The sequence below is a fragment of the Pantoea sp. USMM079 genome (assembly GCF_037153115.1).
In the GTDB taxonomy this organism is placed as follows: Bacteria; Pseudomonadota; Gammaproteobacteria; order Enterobacterales; family Enterobacteriaceae; genus Pantoea; species Pantoea communis.
Map to the genome: position 1 here is coordinate 51,719 of NZ_JBBCKX010000012.1, position 15,273 is coordinate 66,991.

Annotated in this window: 14 protein-coding genes; 2 read left to right on the forward strand and 12 right to left on the reverse strand. The window is 47.9% G+C overall.

Going from position 1 to position 15,273, the window contains the following annotated elements; genetic code table 11:
• Positions 1-26 precede the first annotated feature (26 nt).
• The 9 genes from WFP70_RS16360 to rfaD all read right to left on the reverse strand — a co-directional run bounded on the left by WFP70_RS16360 (position 27) and on the right by rfaD (position 9,643).
• Positions 27-1,160: a glycosyltransferase family 4 protein gene (locus WFP70_RS16360; RefSeq protein WP_337023851.1), complete on the reverse strand. Its 1,134-nt coding sequence runs from the start codon at positions 1,158-1,160 to the stop codon at positions 27-29.
• On the reverse strand, positions 1,153-2,229 hold the full coding sequence (gene rfaQ / locus WFP70_RS16365) for a putative lipopolysaccharide heptosyltransferase III (RefSeq protein WP_337023852.1): 1,077 nt from the start codon (positions 2,227-2,229) through the stop codon (positions 1,153-1,155). Before rfaQ ends, WFP70_RS16360 begins: the two co-directional genes overlap by 8 nt.
• Before the next feature lie 73 nt (positions 2,230-2,302).
• On the reverse strand, positions 2,303-3,295 hold the full coding sequence (locus WFP70_RS16370) for a glycosyltransferase (protein ID WP_337023853.1): 993 nt from the start codon (positions 3,293-3,295) through the stop codon (positions 2,303-2,305).
• Positions 3,296-3,298: 3 nt separating this feature from the next.
• Positions 3,299-4,588 (reverse strand): O-antigen ligase family protein, encoded by a 1,290-nt coding sequence (locus WFP70_RS16375; protein WP_337023854.1) that lies wholly within the window; start codon positions 4,586-4,588, stop codon positions 3,299-3,301.
• Between the two features lie 7 nt (positions 4,589-4,595).
• The gene (locus tag WFP70_RS16380) at positions 4,596-5,588 is read right to left on the reverse strand and encodes a glycosyltransferase family 8 protein (protein ID WP_337023855.1); all 993 of its coding nucleotides are present in this window, start codon (positions 5,586-5,588) and stop codon (positions 4,596-4,598) included.
• Complete coding sequence (locus WFP70_RS16385) at positions 5,585-6,673, reverse strand: glycosyltransferase family 9 protein (protein WP_337023856.1); 1,089 nt, start codon at positions 6,671-6,673, stop codon at positions 5,585-5,587. Before WFP70_RS16385 ends, WFP70_RS16380 begins: the two co-directional genes overlap by 4 nt.
• The gene (rfaC, locus tag WFP70_RS16390) at positions 6,670-7,647 is read right to left on the reverse strand and encodes a lipopolysaccharide heptosyltransferase RfaC (RefSeq protein WP_337023857.1); all 978 of its coding nucleotides are present in this window, start codon (positions 7,645-7,647) and stop codon (positions 6,670-6,672) included. Before rfaC ends, WFP70_RS16385 begins: the two co-directional genes overlap by 4 nt.
• 2 nt (positions 7,648-7,649) lie before the next feature.
• Positions 7,650-8,693, reverse strand: a complete 1,044-nt coding sequence (gene rfaF / locus WFP70_RS16395; RefSeq protein ID WP_337023858.1) for an ADP-heptose--LPS heptosyltransferase RfaF — start codon at positions 8,691-8,693, stop codon at positions 7,650-7,652.
• Positions 8,694-8,710: 17 nt separating this feature from the next.
• Positions 8,711-9,643: an ADP-glyceromanno-heptose 6-epimerase gene (gene rfaD / locus WFP70_RS16400; protein WP_045815712.1), complete on the reverse strand. Its 933-nt coding sequence runs from the start codon at positions 9,641-9,643 to the stop codon at positions 8,711-8,713.
• 231 nt (positions 9,644-9,874) lie between these two features.
• Between rfaD and WFP70_RS16405 the strand changes: the two genes are divergently transcribed.
• Both WFP70_RS16405 and tdh read left to right on the forward strand, forming a co-directional pair.
• Positions 9,875-11,083 carry a glycine C-acetyltransferase gene (locus WFP70_RS16405; protein ID WP_337023859.1) on the forward strand — a complete coding sequence of 403 codons (1,209 nt, stop codon included), beginning with the start codon at positions 9,875-9,877 and terminating at the stop codon, positions 11,081-11,083.
• Positions 11,080-12,108 carry an L-threonine 3-dehydrogenase gene (gene tdh, locus WFP70_RS16410; RefSeq protein ID WP_337023860.1) on the forward strand — a complete coding sequence of 343 codons (1,029 nt, stop codon included), beginning with the start codon at positions 11,080-11,082 and terminating at the stop codon, positions 12,106-12,108. The genes WFP70_RS16405 and tdh overlap by 4 nt, the downstream gene beginning before the upstream one ends.
• 27 nt (positions 12,109-12,135) lie before the next feature.
• Here the strand turns inward: tdh and WFP70_RS16415 are convergent, their stop codons facing one another.
• The 3 genes from WFP70_RS16415 to WFP70_RS16425 all read right to left on the reverse strand — a co-directional run bounded on the left by WFP70_RS16415 (position 12,136) and on the right by WFP70_RS16425 (position 15,271).
• Positions 12,136-13,047: a hypothetical protein gene (locus WFP70_RS16415; protein ID WP_337023861.1), complete on the reverse strand. Its 912-nt coding sequence runs from the start codon at positions 13,045-13,047 to the stop codon at positions 12,136-12,138.
• Positions 13,040-14,269: a glycosyltransferase gene (locus WFP70_RS16420; protein ID WP_337023862.1), complete on the reverse strand. Its 1,230-nt coding sequence runs from the start codon at positions 14,267-14,269 to the stop codon at positions 13,040-13,042. The genes WFP70_RS16415 and WFP70_RS16420 overlap by 8 nt, the downstream gene beginning before the upstream one ends.
• A 102-nt stretch (positions 14,270-14,371) precedes the next feature.
• Positions 14,372-15,271 (reverse strand): divergent polysaccharide deacetylase family protein, encoded by a 900-nt coding sequence (locus tag WFP70_RS16425; protein WP_337023873.1) that lies wholly within the window; start codon positions 15,269-15,271, stop codon positions 14,372-14,374.
• Positions 15,272-15,273: the final 2 nt, after the last annotated feature.

Genomic DNA, 15,273 nt, shown 5'->3' on the forward strand with positions numbered 1-15,273 from the left:
ACTGACCGCCTGCTCATACCACTTCGTCAGCTGGACTTCAGCACCTGCTGATAGAGTGAAGTCAGGGACTGCGCCAGCCGCTGTGGACCAAAAGGTTCGATTCTGCGGCGTGCGGCTTCTCCCATGGCAGAATTCTGCGAAAGTGCAGGTGTGGCGACAATGGCGTCATTTAATGCCTTGATATCCAATGCATCACAAACGAAGCCTTCCTGGCCGGCTTGAATAAATTCTGCGCCGCCACAGCCGGTGCTGGTAATCACGGCCAAACCGCAGGCCATCGCTTCAAGCACCACATTCGGAAAAGGATCATAAAGCGTGGGCAACAGTAAGGCGTCAGCGGCGTGATAATAGGGCTGCACATCCTGCTGCACGCCAACAAAGCGCAAGCGATCAAGGCAATTAAGCTGGTTAGCCAGCTGCTGATAGCGTGAAAGTTGTTTGTCCTGGCCAACCACAACCAGATAACGGTCGCTGTCGGCGAGCGCTTCAATGGCGGCTTTCAAACCTTTGCGCTCAAAACCGGAACCCACATAAATCATCACCGTGGCGTCTTGCGGCAGTTTTAATTGTTCGCGCATGTCATGGCGCTGAGCTTCAGTTGCTGGCTGGAAACGTTGGCTGTCGATGGCGTTATGAATCACGTGAATCTTGCTGGCATCTAGCGTGAAATGACGCAAAATATTTTGCTTAACCATCTCAGAATTACAGATCACTGCTTTTAAAGATGCTGCATTGAACATCTCTGCTTCAGCCTGCAAAACATAGCGATGATAAGGACTCAGGCTGGCGCTCAAGCGCTGCCAGGGTGAGACGATACGCGCACGTTGTTCCAGCCACACGCGATGGACGCCATCACCGGCGCGGAAGATATCGCAGCCCGCAATGCGTTCGTGGCTCTGCACGATATCGAAATTCTCACGTTCCCAACATGCACGTGCCGCGTGGGCAAAACCGCGTTCGCGCGATACGCGTCCAAATTTGGCGGGATTGCAGATGTGCAGATGCCAGGCTGGATTGGGTGTGCCCTGCCAGCTGCGTGTGATGATATTCAGATCGAGCTGCTCGCTGTCCAGTGCTTCCAGCGCCCGCGAGATGAAACGTTCGGCACCGCCATCCGGACGATATTTCTGCCGGACAATCGCCAGGCGTAACTTAGTCATGCAAAAAACTCCTCGCGGCGGCCACCACATCATCCACCGGAATGGCTGAGAGATAGCGCTGTTCTGTTTTGGTATCGATGTCGTCTGGCGAAGGCAGCGGTGCATAATCACCGGCCCAGATCACGCGATTGTTTTCACCCCACGGACGCCAGTGTTGCAGTTTGGTGGGGCCAAACAGCGCGAGACAGGGCGTGTTGAGTGCGGCGGCCATGTGCATGGGGGCAGAATCCACCCCAATAAACAGTTGTGCGGCATCAATCAAGGCTGCCAATTGTGGTAAAGAGAACTGCCCGGCGAGTGAAACCACATTCTGGCTATGACACAGCGACTGAATGTGAGCGATCATCGCTTGCTCATGCTTGTCAGGTGCGGCAGTCAGCACGATGGTATGGCCATCGGCGGCGAGCGTGTCAATCAACTGCGCGACTTTCTCATCGTCCCAGCATTTGAACACCCAACGTGATGTTGGCTGCAGCACGATAAACGGCCCGCTGACTTTTTGCTGATCCAATGCATCCTGCACTTTCTGTTTATCTGCCGCACTAAAGTGCATTGAGGCTTTTGCACCTTCTGCGCTGATACCTAGCGGTTCAAGCGCCGCCATATTCTGCTCGACGGTGTGCAATTGATTATGTTTTTTTGTCGAAACCAGATAGTTATGGCACCAACGCCACAGGGCGTGATCACGCTTGGCGTAGGCAAAACCAATACGCACCGGAGCCGCAGAAAAACGCGTGATAATGGCGCTACGCCATTGATCGGCGAGGTTAATGACCACGTCATAATGGCAGGCACGTACAGCTGAAAGCAGCGCCATCTCGTGGCGGAACTTCTGCCAGCCGCCCTCTTTTTTCCAGTTGCGGTCAATGATGTGCAACTGGCGAATAGCGGGGTGCGCTTCCAGCATCGGCCGCGTCTCTTTGTACAATAGGACGTCAATGTTGGCCTGCGGATAGCGCTGGCGCAGCGCATTGATAACGGGCGTGGTCAGCAGCATATCGCCGTGATGGCGCAGCTTGATCAGCAGAATGTTTTTCGGTGCAAATGGGGCTGGAATCGGGCTTGCCATACTCAAATGATCTCAAATTTCAGTGAGCTGATTGTAGGGCAAACCCCTATAGGGCGAAAGCCAGCCGCGACGCTTATTTGTTACGCCAGCGATAAATCCGACTCAGCCATAACAGTAGTTGATACCACTGCCGAGCGCCGCGTGCATTACGCAGCATCCTTTTGTGGGTTTGCGTGGCAAACAGATCCGCAATCATCGCCTGCCGTGCGCTCTCTTCCGGTTCACGGCGAATGGAATGGCAGACGCTGAGGGCTTCATGCGTGATTTGATAATGGAATGCGGGATAGATTTTAACTTTATCGCGGTAACGTGCATTGATCTCTTCAAGCATCTGCGCGATTTTCAGGTAATGGCGTTGATACTCCACATTCCGTTGACCGATGCGTTTGCGGTTACTGATGGAGGCATCGTGCAGATAATAGCGGTAGAGCATTTGATCGGTGTAGCGTACGCGTTTGGCGTTGAACATGAACTCAGTAGTCCAGGGAATATCCTGATGATGTAACCCCGGTTCGAAAGTGAGATTGTTTTGTTCAATCAGTTCACGGCGATAAATACCCAGCCATACCACATGCATGTATCGATGCGTCTGCAGCGCTTTATTTAGCCATTGGGGACCGTTTAATATTTTAGTGCTTCTTAAACGATTTAATGGGATAAGAGGCTTAACTGTCTTACTAGTTTTAAAAAACCACTCAGCATTGCATTGGACAGCATCCAGATTTTCCTGTTCGGCCATTTCAACAAGTATTTGATACATTTCCGGAGACATTGTGTCATCTGAATCCGGGAACGTGACATATTTACCACGAGCAACATCCAATCCAGCATTACGTGCTAAAGATACGCCGCCGTTTGTTTGATGAATGACATGTACATGAGGATACTGTTGCTCATAAGCGTCAGCAGATTGACCGGACCCATCGGTCGAGCCATCATCAACGATGATGATTTCCAATGATTTTAGTGTTTGCGCTAGAAGAGATTCCATAAAGTTATGAAACATCTCACCCGCGTTATACATAGGTGTGATTACGGATAGCAAAGGTGCAATATTCTTTGTCATAAACTAACGGCTTTTTTTGTTAAGAATAAATGTAGTTTTAGCATGTCTCATTATGAAAAAATATCCCCATAGAAGCATAATGAAATAAGGTGATTCCCGATTATAAAACTGTGAATCACCCATGCTGAAATAGACGACGGGTATGGCTAACAACAGCAATTCATAACGCTTTTCACTTCCAGTAAAGGGGGCAAAAAGCAGACTTGTAAACAAGGCAAACATGATAGCTCCACCTATAATTCCCTGGAGTGAAAAGCTTTCAACCAAATCATTGTGGGTGTGGAACTGAATATGCCAAAGAGCAATCTTATTGCTAGGTTGGTTTTTTTCTATCCAGATTTTTGCCTCATCATTGCGGCTATCTGCTGATTGTCCCCATGGATGCTGAGCAAAAGCCCAGATACCCGATTGCCACATCCCAATTCGCCCCCCAATCGACGTGCTAGGATTACCATTCTGATATTCCGTGACTTCAGTTTTAACTGAATCTACGCGTGATAGTAGTTCACTGGAATACTTCCCGGCAAAGAAAATCCCAGTAAATATTATCAGAAAGAGTAAAGTAAGGGCCGAAATTCTCATTTTCCAACTCGAATGGGAGACATAATAAATAACGCCGGCGGCGCAAAAGATCGTAAAGAGGATAATGGCGGAGCGAGTTCCCGATGCGGCCAAAAGAATAAATGAGATGGCTGAGATAATCGTTATCGGTAAAATATAATGGCGCTTAAATACATGGCGAATTGACCATAGCGTAACCAATGCTAAAAGTGTAAACATATAAGCGCCCGATGTGGCTGCGTCAGAATTGATTTTCGGGCGATCATGGGTTGCTAAAGCAATGTTAACATTAATTATGGTAACGACTATCAGCATTACGCAGAGTAAGAGGGTTCCATACTTAACCAGTAAGGGAGATATTTCCCAATCTGCGCTCATTCGGTGGATAATATAAAGTAAAAAAGAACCTAAAATCATTCTTTTACCGCTAATCTCATAATGTTCTGCTATTAGGGGTAAATGATGGTTCACTGTTACAAATGCCCAAATCCACTTTGAAAGCCCTAAGGCCAGAAAGAGAGTGGGCACTAAATAGAAATATACCTTTTTGTCTTGTTTTACAACTAACCATATAAAGGTAATCACTGCAATGTAAGTCAGTATGTAGAATGCGTTGCGTGATATTTCTCCAGAAGCGAGGAAAAAAGACATTGAAATAAGCATGAGGAAGAAAATAACATTTCCAAGGTTTTTTTTATTTTTCATACTTTCAAAACTTAATAGTAATCGCATAACATCCTCACTTGAAAAACTTCATCTTGATATACTTTGCAGAGCATTCCAGGAATTGAAGATAATTTCCTTTATACCAATGTATACGAGACAGGCGTTTAATATCTTTATAATTTCCCGGCTGTTCATAGGCTTGTGATGACCAAGGGGATTGAGCGTTATAACAATCATATAATTCTGATATATCCCCTCCAGCCCAGTTATGCCAAGGCTTACATTTTCCGGTGAAATGAACCATTACAGTATCTTCAGGTAATTTGGTTTCATGCCATACTTTATGAGATATAATATCATAAATATAGTTGTACTTTTTTGGTAGAAGATATGTCTCATTTTCCAACAGGACATTGAGCGCATCCTGATCAGGGAATCGAAAAGAGGAACCTTCGCTGGTCAATAGGTCGCAAACACGCTCGGTAATATGGTGAGAATTCCATTGCGGAATATTAATCATTAATAATCCAGAGTTGAAATAATTACCACTCGTCAACTTCAATGCCGCACATTGTATCTGTCTTGCCCGTTTCGTGTCGTTACATACACCAACAGTCTTGCCTAAAAAATCCAGCGTGAAAAGGTCTGTAAGATCGCCAGTGACCAGTGTATCTGCGTCAATGTAAAGTACTCTGTCACAGTGATTTTTCACCACGGCTGGAATGATGAGTCGGAAATAAATACTCTTAGAATAACGGCCTATGGTGGGTAAATCGTCCATCCAGGTTTCATCGAAAAGGTGCACAGAAATAGCGACTGGATAGCGTTCGGCCAAAACTTTTAGTCGATTTTTGTCCTGCTCGGATATGCTTGTGGTAAAAATATGGACGTGAAATGACTGCTCTGGATGATGTTTAAGCAGTGAAAAAAGGGAAATCCCCATCCCTCGGGTGTAAGCCTGATTGATAGCAAAGGCGACATGATAGGGAGTGCCATTTTTTTCAATGAATGTACAGTCTATCAGTTCACTTTTATTAATTGGATTAGCCAGGTAGGAAGGAGTCATTTTATTTTTGAATTCCATATTCCAAGTATGAAAGACTTAATAGACTGAATTTTTTTATCATCAAGCTTAAAAAGTTCATCTGCAGAGTAATTGAATGTATAAGGTGCTGAAAAGATAAAGCTGGTTGCTGGAATATTATTGGGGCCAATGAGTAATACTTTATTTGTCGGCCGTTGTTCCTGAACATTACAGGGTCCATAAAGTACTACAACTGGTACATTTTGCGCATCCGCAATGTAGACATTACCCGAGTCAGACGCAATGTAAATATCCATTTTTTCAATGGCCCATGGGACCTCTTCAAGGGTTAAATGTCCTATTAAATTAACAATGTTTCCATTATTTCCAGTTAGAGTTAGCAGCTCGTCCAGATAGGGTTGCTCGGACGGAGGACCAAACACATACCATGTGCAGGGTAAATCAGCCATTGCTTCCATAAGCGTATTCCACACGGCTGCAGGTATCGTTTTTGCGCGATTACCCGCTGAGATGCTGATGCCTATCCTTAAACTTTGATGAACTGATAACAGCGCAACGGGGGGTGTAATAGGCTCAAAAAGCGGAGAGGTCGCATGCTTAGGGAAATCAGTGTGACTATATTCACGATTAATGAGTTTAAGGTAACTATCGATGGTTAAATCTTGTTTTCTATGCTCCACAATCCCTTTGGCAGTACGATAGAAGATAGCATGGTAGGGTTTTAGCACATAAGTCCGTAAAAACTGCTTATTTGGCGCGTTGCATAATGCGGAAAAAAAGAGATTGGTGCTATTTGGTTGTACCAGGTAAATATTGTCGTAACGATTCATTATAGAAAAAGCTAAATTAATTTTCGTTACTAAGTTACGTTTGGCTTCTTCAATTAAAAAAATTTTAGATATGGTTTCGTCATGTTCAGCTAATGGTTTTACCGTCTTACTAATCAGCACGTCGGATTTTATGAGTGCACGAAGCATAGGTGTGATATTGATAAAATCGCCAATTTTAGCCGTTTGAATTACCAGGCTACGCCCCGTTGGGCGATAAAATAAACGCATTATCCCTTTTAAGGGAAGTAGTAAAATATATATGATGACGTAATTCATAGCGTGTTGTCCACGAGTAATATCGAGAGCTTCTTATAGATATTTAAAGCGCTTAAAAATTCTAAATTGTTATTTTCTGCCTTCAACTCATGTTGATTCCTACCGTACCCCCCAATCAGCCCCGGATCGGTTGGACCAAACAGCGTAATATTCGGGCGGTCCAGCGCGGCGGTCAGGTGACTCAAACCCGTGTCGACCGAAACGACAGCGCGTGCCCCCGCCAATTGCTGTGCCACTTGCTCCAGCGCTAATTTTGGCAGCACCTCAACATGGTCAAAACCTTCCGCCATTCTTAATGCACGTTGATGCTCATGTTCAGCACCCCACGGCAGTTTCACCCGCAGACCCGTCGGCTGTACCAATTCAATCAGTTCGCGCCAGTGTGATTCAGGCCAATGCTTGTTATCACGGGTGGTGGCGTGTAGAAACACTAAATATTGATGCGCATCCTCGGGCAACGCGGAGAGGAAATGACCGGCAATCGCATAATCCCCCTGAGTGTCCGGTTTCTCATAACCCAGGCTTTTAGCAAACAGTTCGCGCGTGCGTTCTACCGCATGCTGCTGTTTGTTGATTTCATGGCGTTTGTCATACCACCAGCTGGCAAAGGGTTCCCGCGCGCTGCGGCTGTCTTGCCCATGCTTTACGCCTTTAGCCAGTCGCGTCACCAGCGCGGCGCTTTTGATCAACCCCTGGGCATCAATCACCACATCATACTGGCGCGATTGCAGGTCTCGCTTAAACAGAACGCGCTCTTCACGCTGCTGGCTACCAAACCAATGTTTACGCCAGCGACGAATCGCCACCGGCAGCACTTTATCTACTGCCGGATGCCAGCTGGGGATCTGTGCAAAATTTTCTTCGACGACCCAGTCAAAACGGATGCCAGGAATGGCCTGCATCGCATCAGTGAGCGCCGGTAACGTGTGCAGCACGTCCCCCATTGAGGAGGTTTTTACAATCAAAACGTGCATGGCTACTCCTGCACCGGATGCAGCAGCGTGCTAAGTTCCTGATGAACTCGAGCAGGCTGAATATCAATGAGACTTTGGTGATAACCCTCTTCGGCATCACCTTTACGTACTTTGTGATAGCCAGAGATCAAACGAATTACGCGTGCCTGATGAGAGAGCGGCGGAGTGAAATCCGGGCTACTTGGGCCATATAAGGCGACCAAAGGACGATTCAGTGCGGCGGCAATGTGCATCAACCCGGAATCATTACTGACGATAGCCGCGCAATGTGCAATTAAGATAACCGCTTGTTCTAATTGCGTATCGCCGGCCAGATTTTTGCAGTGCGCTCGTGCTGATTCCGATAACGTCTGAACAATAGTGTCACCGGTTTCGCGATCTTTTGCGGAACCGAACAACACCACCTGGTACCCTTCGGCAATCAGTTGCTCGGCAAGCGCCGCGTAATGGTAGTGCGGCCAGCGCTTGGCTGGGCCAAATTCAGCGCCAGGGCAGAACCCTATAGCAGGACGATCGGACGACAAAGAAAATTGCGCTGCTGTCATGCGCTTTTCATCTTCATCGACACGCAACTGCGGCCACAGTAAGGGCTGCGGCAACTGTTGTGCGGAGGCGATGGGTTTGTCGTAGCCCAGTGCAACATAGCGCTCCACCATCAGCGGAAACGCGGCTTTATCCAGCACACGCACATCGTTCAACACGCCATAGCGCATCTCACCACGCCAGCCGACACGGCGCTTAATACCTGCAAAGAACGGCACCAGCGCTGATTTGAACGAATTTGGCAGCACATAAGCACGGTCATAATTGCTGACCTGAAGGGATTTGCCCAAACGCCGCCTTTCACCCAGTGCCAAAGCGCCATGGCCCAATGGCATCGCCAGCGTCTGATTGACTTCCGGCATCCGTGACAGCAGTGGCCGGCACCAGGCCGGCGCCATCACATCAATGACCGCATCCGGGTGCTCAGCCTTGAGCGTGCGATAGAGACTTTGCGACATCATCATATCGCCGACCCAGGAAGGGCCAATGACCAGAATTTTCATCGCTGGTGCCGGTATCCTTATGCTTTGCGATTGAGCCAGGTCATGTATTCACCCACGCCCTGAGCAACGGTTTTAAATGGCTTGTCATAACCCGCTGCGCGCAGATTGGTCAGGTCCGCTTGAGTGAATGCCTGATAGCGGCCTTTCAGTTTCTCAGGGAATGGGATGTATTCAATCTGCCCTTGCTGATGGAACTTCAGTACTGCATCGGCGACTTCCTGGAAGGATTCCGCACGGCCAGTACCACAGTTGTAGATGCCAGATACCCCGTTTTCCCAGCACCACAGGTTTACTGCAACGACATCGTCAACATGGATGAAATCGCGGCGGAAGTCGTCGCTACCTTCAAACAGCTTTGGATTTTCACCGTTGCTGATCTGCGTGTTGAGGTGGAATGCCACGCTCGCCATACCGCCTTTGTGACCTTCGCGTGGGCCGTAAACGTTGAAATAGCGGAAGCCACATACTGGAGAATCGGCTTCCGGCAGAATCTGACGCACGTAGTGGTCGAACAGCATTTTTGAGTAGCCATAGACGTTCAGCGGCTGCTCGTACTGGCGCTCTTCAATGAAGTTTTCATTGCGGCCACCGTAAGTGGCCGCTGAAGAGGCGTAAAGGAAAGGGATTTCGCGTTCCAGGCAGAAATGCAGCAAGTCTTTCGAGTACTGATAGTTGTTATCCATCATGTACTTGCCATCCCACTCTGTGGTCGCCGAGCAGGCACCTTCGTGGAACACCGCTTCGATTGGACCCAGATCTTCGCCGGACATGATGTAAGAGAGGAACTCTTCTTTGTCCATGTAATCCGCGATATCAAGATCTGCGAGGTTCACGAATTTGGTGCCATCTTTCAGATTATCCACCACCAGAATATCGGTAAGACCACGATCGTTCAGCGCTTTAACAATGTTGCTGCCAATCATGCCAGCGCCACCGGTTACGATAATCATATGCTTTGCCTTTAAACAGTTGGGGTGAAACAGGAGGTTTCACGCACGAATACCTAACATCATAACATTTCAGCCCGCGGCAGGCAGCCAGATGACTCCGTAACCGCTGCACAATTTGCATCCATCGCGTGAACTATGCTGCAAAACGAAGATTTCTCTGGCGGAAATATCGGCACGATGCGTACTGATCAGTAATATGTTCCAAAATTTTGCTATCTGAGGAGCAGAATCATGTCCAGTCAGTTTTATTCGCAAATCCGTCAACAGCTTGAGACAACACGTAGCGATGGATTGTTCAAACAAGAACGTACCATCACGTCGGCGCAGCAGGCTGAGATCCATGTCGCTAATAGTCCCCCGGTGATTAACTTCTGCGCCAACAACTATCTCGGTCTGGCGAATCACCCCGCGCTTATTCAGGCCGCCAAAGAAGGCATGGATTCCCACGGCTTCGGCATGGCATCCGTGCGCTTTATCTGCGGCACACAAGATATTCATCAGCAGTTGGAACAAAAGCTGGCGGCCTTCCTCGGCATGGAAGATGCCATTCTGTTTTCCTCTTGCTTCGATGCCAATGGCGGTCTGTTTGAAACGCTGCTCAGTGCGGAAGATGCCATCATCTCTGATGCACTCAATCATGCCTCAATTATCGATGGCGTACGCCTGTGTAAAGCCCAGCGCTATCGTTATGCCAACAACAATATGTCTGAGCTACGTGCTCGGTTAGAGGAAGCGCGTGATAAAGGTGCACGCCATATTCTGATCGCCACAGACGGTGTGTTCTCGATGGATGGCGTGATTGCCAATCTGGAAGGCATTTGCGATTTGGCCGACGAATTTGACGCATTGGTGATAGTTGATGATTCCCACGCGGTCGGTTTTGTCGGAGCAGCTGGACGTGGCACCCATGAATACTGCGGCGTAATGGATCGCGTAGATATCCTGACTGGCACATTAGGCAAAGCGCTAGGTGGTGCTTCAGGTGGCTATGTGGCTGCGAAAAATGAGGTGGTTGAATGGCTACGCCAGCGTTCACGCCCTTACCTATTTTCCAACTCCCTGGCACCTGCCATCGTCGCCGCCTCGCTGCGGGTGTTAGACCTGCTCAGTGAAGGCGATGGGTTACGCCAGCGCCTTTGGGATAACGCCCGATTCTTCCGCGAGAAGATGACCGCAGCCGGCTTTACGCTGGCGGGTGCTGACCACGCCATCATCCCGGTGATGCTTGGCGATGCAAAAGTGGCTCAGCAGTTTGCCAGCCTGCTGCAAAAAGAGGGCATCTATGTCACAGGCTTCTTTTATCCGGTGGTGCCGCAAGGTCAGGCACGCATCCGCACTCAGATATCTGCAGGTCATACGCAGGCACAACTGGAACATGCCGTTGCCGCCTTCACTCGCATTGGTCAACAGTTGGGCGTGATCGCAGGAGCAGAACGATGAAAGCACTGGCCAAACTCAAAGCAGAGGAAGGTATCTGGATGGTGAAAGATGCACCGATTCCGGAACCTGGTCACAACGACCTGCTGATTAAAATTCGTAAAACTGCAATTTGCGGCACCGATGTTCACATTTACAACTGGGATGATTGGTCGCGTAAAACCATTCCCGTTCCGATGATCACTGGCCATGAATATGTCGGCGAAGTCGTCGGTATGGGCGAAGAGGTAAGAGGCTTTACCCTTGGCGATCGTGTGTCCGGCGAAGGTCATATCACCTGCGGTCACTGCCGAAATTGCCGCGCCGGTCGCACTCACTTGTGCCGCAATACCGTGGGTGTCGGCGTCAATCGTCAGGGCTGTTTCGCCGAGTACCTGGCCATCCCTGCATTTAACGCTTTCAAGATTCCCGACAATATCTCTGACGAGCTGGCAGCGATTTTCGATCCCTTTGGCAACGCCGTGCATACCGCGCTCTCGTTTGATCTGGTCGGCGAGGACGTGCTGATCTCTGGTGCTGGTCCTATTGGTATTATGGCTGCAGCGGTGTGCAAACATGTGGGCGCACGCAATGTGGTCATCACCGATATCAATGAATATCGCCTCGGCCTGGCACGCCAGATGGGCGTGACACGCGCCGTAAATGTGGCGCAGGAAAATCTGCGCGATGTGATGGCTGAGCTGGGTATGACCGAAGGTTTCGATGTCGGACTGGAGATGTCTGGCGCGCCTCCCGCGTTTCGCACCCTGCTGGAGGTGATGAACCATGGCGGGCGAATCGCCCTACTGGGCATTCCGCCGGGCGAGATGGCGATCGATTGGAATCTGGTGATCTTCAAAGGACTTTTCATCAAAGGCATCTATGGCCGCGAGATGTTTGAAACCTGGTACAAAATGGCAGCGTTGATTCAATCCGGCCTCGACTTAACGCCCATTATCACGCATCGCTACCACATCGATGAATTCCAGCAGGGATTTGACGAGATGCGATCCGGGCGTTCAGGAAAAGTGGTATTGAGCTGGGATTAAAAGCCCCGGTTTTATGGCCGAAGTAGATTAAGATTGCTTTTTTTCAGAATCGGTCAGGTAACGCACTTTTCGTGTGTAATCCTGACCTTTGAAACAGAGTGGTTGAGTGGGATCCTGCAAATATTTTTGCCATTCACTCAATGGGAAACCACCATGCGCACCAATGACTTCTTGCGGGATAATGGCTGATTGACCACCAATACGTTTAGAAACCGGCCAATTCGCCCACTCACCTAAATTAACAGTTCGTATATCTAGTAAATCCAGCAGAGTTGCTAAAGGTAGTTGGTCGGTTGGTGGTTGATCATCGTTCATCAACTCCCAGGTGTCCTGAAAGAGCGCCAACCACAGGGGGCAAATACGCTTCCATGTTTTATGCGTTGCCGCCAAATATGCCCCATTTACATGGTCCGCGAAATGAGGGCGAATCGAAGAATGATAATAAGCAGGAATCGACTCTCTAGCCGCGCCCTCTAATTTTGCAATCATCTTACCCTGACGGAAACTGGAGTAAAGATGGTCTTGCCGCAAATTGATGACGGGTGATTTAAGCAGATTTAAGTCTGAATCAATCATCAAGATGCCTTCCCCCTTCGCTTGTAAAGGTGCCTGTAACTTAATGAGACGGCTTCGATAGATTTGTTTATAGCGATAGCTTTCTTCGCGGTCAGGAACGTCAAGTTTGATAACACGTATCATGGCAGGTAATAGACCAAACTCTTTTTCCGGCTGATCGGTGACAATTACAACTTCATTAATATGAGGAGCAAACTTGCTGGCGAAAGATGCGCTTAGTAACGCCTCTTCAATATAGTCCGACCCTGTGCAAGGAATGACTACGGAAGTCACTGGAATATCGCCTTGGGTGTCCATTAGACCATAATCGATATTATGACGAGAGCGAATGTGTTTATAGCGTTTATTTAAAAATTTAAGCATGTTTTTTTTCTCTTATTACCTGTTCCAATATGGATTCCACACCACTGACATAGTTTTCAATTGCATAATTCTCACGAACTTTCTTTGCTGCTGCATCAACAAGTCTTTGACGTAATTCAGCTTCTTTCCAAAGAAGAGTAATGTGTTGTGTCAGTCTATCAATATCACCATATTCGAATAAAAGCCCGGTACTGTTGTGATTAACTAATTCAGTTGTACCTGTCACATTCGAACCAATTACGGCTGTATTAACGAGCATCGCTTCAAGCACTACGCGAGGAAGACCCTCACTTTTTGATGCAAGGATGAAAGTATCAAATGCTGAAAGGAAGTCTAAAGCGTTGTTTTGAAATCCAGTAAAAATAATCTCTTTGCTGATGTTCTCACGAACTGCCAATTTCTCAAGATTTTCATGTTCTGGGCCTGAGCCTACCACAATCATTCTCCAGTTGGCCTGTGGGTGTGTTCGTTTGAAATGCCCCAATGCTTTAAGAATGTGGTGATTAGCTTTGCGTAAAATCAATGAGCCAATAGATCCAAAAACAAACGTTTCAGGCGCTATACTCAGTTGCCGACGGAAGGCTAAGCGGTCTGGCAATGATTGATGAATGTCAATTGCATTATTAACAGTAAAGCAACGACGTGCATCAACACCTCGTTGGCGAAGCGTACTGTTGACGCCATTCGATACTGAAATAATGGCATCACAATACTCATTAACCATTCGCACCAGTGGGCCATTAAGTATAGGATCAATACGACAATGTTGAACAATAGCGATGCCTAATTGGCGTGCAGCGATATAACCCTCGACGTTAGTACTGGGTTGGTTGTTCATGTAAAGGGCATCATATTGACCCATTTGTAGCAGTGAATTTATTTTGTAAGCATTAGGTAAAACCCGCCATTTATAATCAATCTTCCCTATGATGGCTTTGTGTACCTTGGTACTGAAGAACAGTATAGTTCGGATGATTTCTTTACTTATTTTTGCCCAGCGAGGTTGTTTAATCTGAGGGATGAAAAATACAGGTACATTTATAGAATTGAGAATTAACTCTATCGTTTCGCCATTTCCACGTGAGTAATTGTGGTAAAAACAGCAAGTAACCTCGAATTTTTCACGATCAATACGCTTCAGTAATTCAAGCATGCTGTTCGTTCCACCACCCCATTCACGACCATTGTCGAGTAGCAGGATTTTTCTTTTATGCGGCTTCATCCGTACTGATATCCTTTCTATGTGCGGTCATGTTTCGCATAAATTATAATGTTTGTCCAAGGATGTGAATCATTTTAATGAGACAGAACTCCTGCTTATTAATCAATACAAACTTCCCAGCGTTTTCATTAATCGGCTATGACCGATGCTTTCAAGCACAATTTGAACAGCTCTGCTCTGCGGCACTGGCGTCAGTGGTTTACTAACCTTACACACGCCCGGAGCACGGAATTTCGGTCCCGGAGATTTATCGGTTATCACTGGTGTTTTACCCTGATGCACAGGCTCATTCAGCAACTGACTCGGGCGGACCAGCGTAATATCGGCAGGCAGTGATGGCAGCATCTGTTGCAGCACACGGACGGTGGTGGGGTGCGGATGGCCAATCGCAATGGCATAGCCATCGCGCTGTGCCAGTTTTACGGCACGGGTAAACTGTTCGCGAATCGATGCCTCATTCTGACTATCGTCAAGGAATACCCGGCGTTTCAGCACCTTAACATGCGTACCTTGTGCCGCTGGAATAGACTGGCTGTTGCCAATCGTCATGCTATCGAGAAAGTAGTAATTGTACTGATTTAGCACCTGCATCACTTTCTGCATGCCAGGCAGGCTGGAGGTCATTTTGCTGCCCATATGGTTGTTCAGCCCCACAGCGAAGGGCACTTTACCCGAGGCATCCCGAACAATGCGTGCGATCTCTTCGCTGCTCATCTCTGGGGTTAAGGTATCTTTTTCCAGCGGCTGCTTACTGAGCGGTGCCATTGGCAAGTGAATCAACACCTCATGACCACCCTGATGTGCTTTTGTCGCCATCTCACGAGCATGAGGTGCATTCGGCAGTACAGCGACCGAAATCGCTGCGGGCATTTGCAGCACTTTATTCTCTTCAACCGGACGATAACCGAAGTCATCAATCACAATTGAGAGTTTACCCGCCTGAGCCGATAGTGTGAAAAACAGTGCGCAGAGCGCAATTGAGAGCTTTTGAGGCTGAAACAACA

What these genes read in the sequence shown, in the direction of transcription:
- tdh (WP_337023860.1), top strand. Translation starts at nt 11,080, where the DNA reads ATGAAAGCACTGGCCAAACTCAAAGCAGAGGAAGGTATCTGGATGGTG.
- WFP70_RS16415 (WP_337023861.1), bottom strand. Translation starts at nt 13,047, where the DNA reads ATGCTTAAATTTTTAAATAAACGCTATAAACACATTCGCTCTCGTCAT.
- rfaC (WP_337023857.1), bottom strand. Translation starts at nt 7,647, where the DNA reads ATGCACGTTTTGATTGTAAAAACCTCCTCAATGGGGGACGTGCTGCAC.
- WFP70_RS16375 (WP_337023854.1), bottom strand. Translation starts at nt 4,588, where the DNA reads ATGCGATTACTATTAAGTTTTGAAAGTATGAAAAATAAAAAAAACCTT.
- WFP70_RS16360 (WP_337023851.1), bottom strand. Translation starts at nt 1,160, where the DNA reads ATGACTAAGTTACGCCTGGCGATTGTCCGGCAGAAATATCGTCCGGAT.
- WFP70_RS16420 (WP_337023862.1), bottom strand. Translation starts at nt 14,269, where the DNA reads ATGAAGCCGCATAAAAGAAAAATCCTGCTACTCGACAATGGTCGTGAA.
- WFP70_RS16385 (WP_337023856.1), bottom strand. Translation starts at nt 6,673, where the DNA reads ATGAATTACGTCATCATATATATTTTACTACTTCCCTTAAAAGGGATA.
- WFP70_RS16405 (WP_337023859.1), top strand. Translation starts at nt 9,875, where the DNA reads ATGTCCAGTCAGTTTTATTCGCAAATCCGTCAACAGCTTGAGACAACA.
- rfaD (WP_045815712.1), bottom strand. Translation starts at nt 9,643, where the DNA reads ATGATTATCGTAACCGGTGGCGCTGGCATGATTGGCAGCAACATTGTT.
- WFP70_RS16380 (WP_337023855.1), bottom strand. Translation starts at nt 5,588, where the DNA reads ATGACTCCTTCCTACCTGGCTAATCCAATTAATAAAAGTGAACTGATA.
- rfaF (WP_337023858.1), bottom strand. Translation starts at nt 8,693, where the DNA reads ATGAAAATTCTGGTCATTGGCCCTTCCTGGGTCGGCGATATGATGATG.
- rfaQ (WP_337023852.1), bottom strand. Translation starts at nt 2,229, where the DNA reads ATGGCAAGCCCGATTCCAGCCCCATTTGCACCGAAAAACATTCTGCTG.
- WFP70_RS16370 (WP_337023853.1), bottom strand. Translation starts at nt 3,295, where the DNA reads ATGACAAAGAATATTGCACCTTTGCTATCCGTAATCACACCTATGTAT.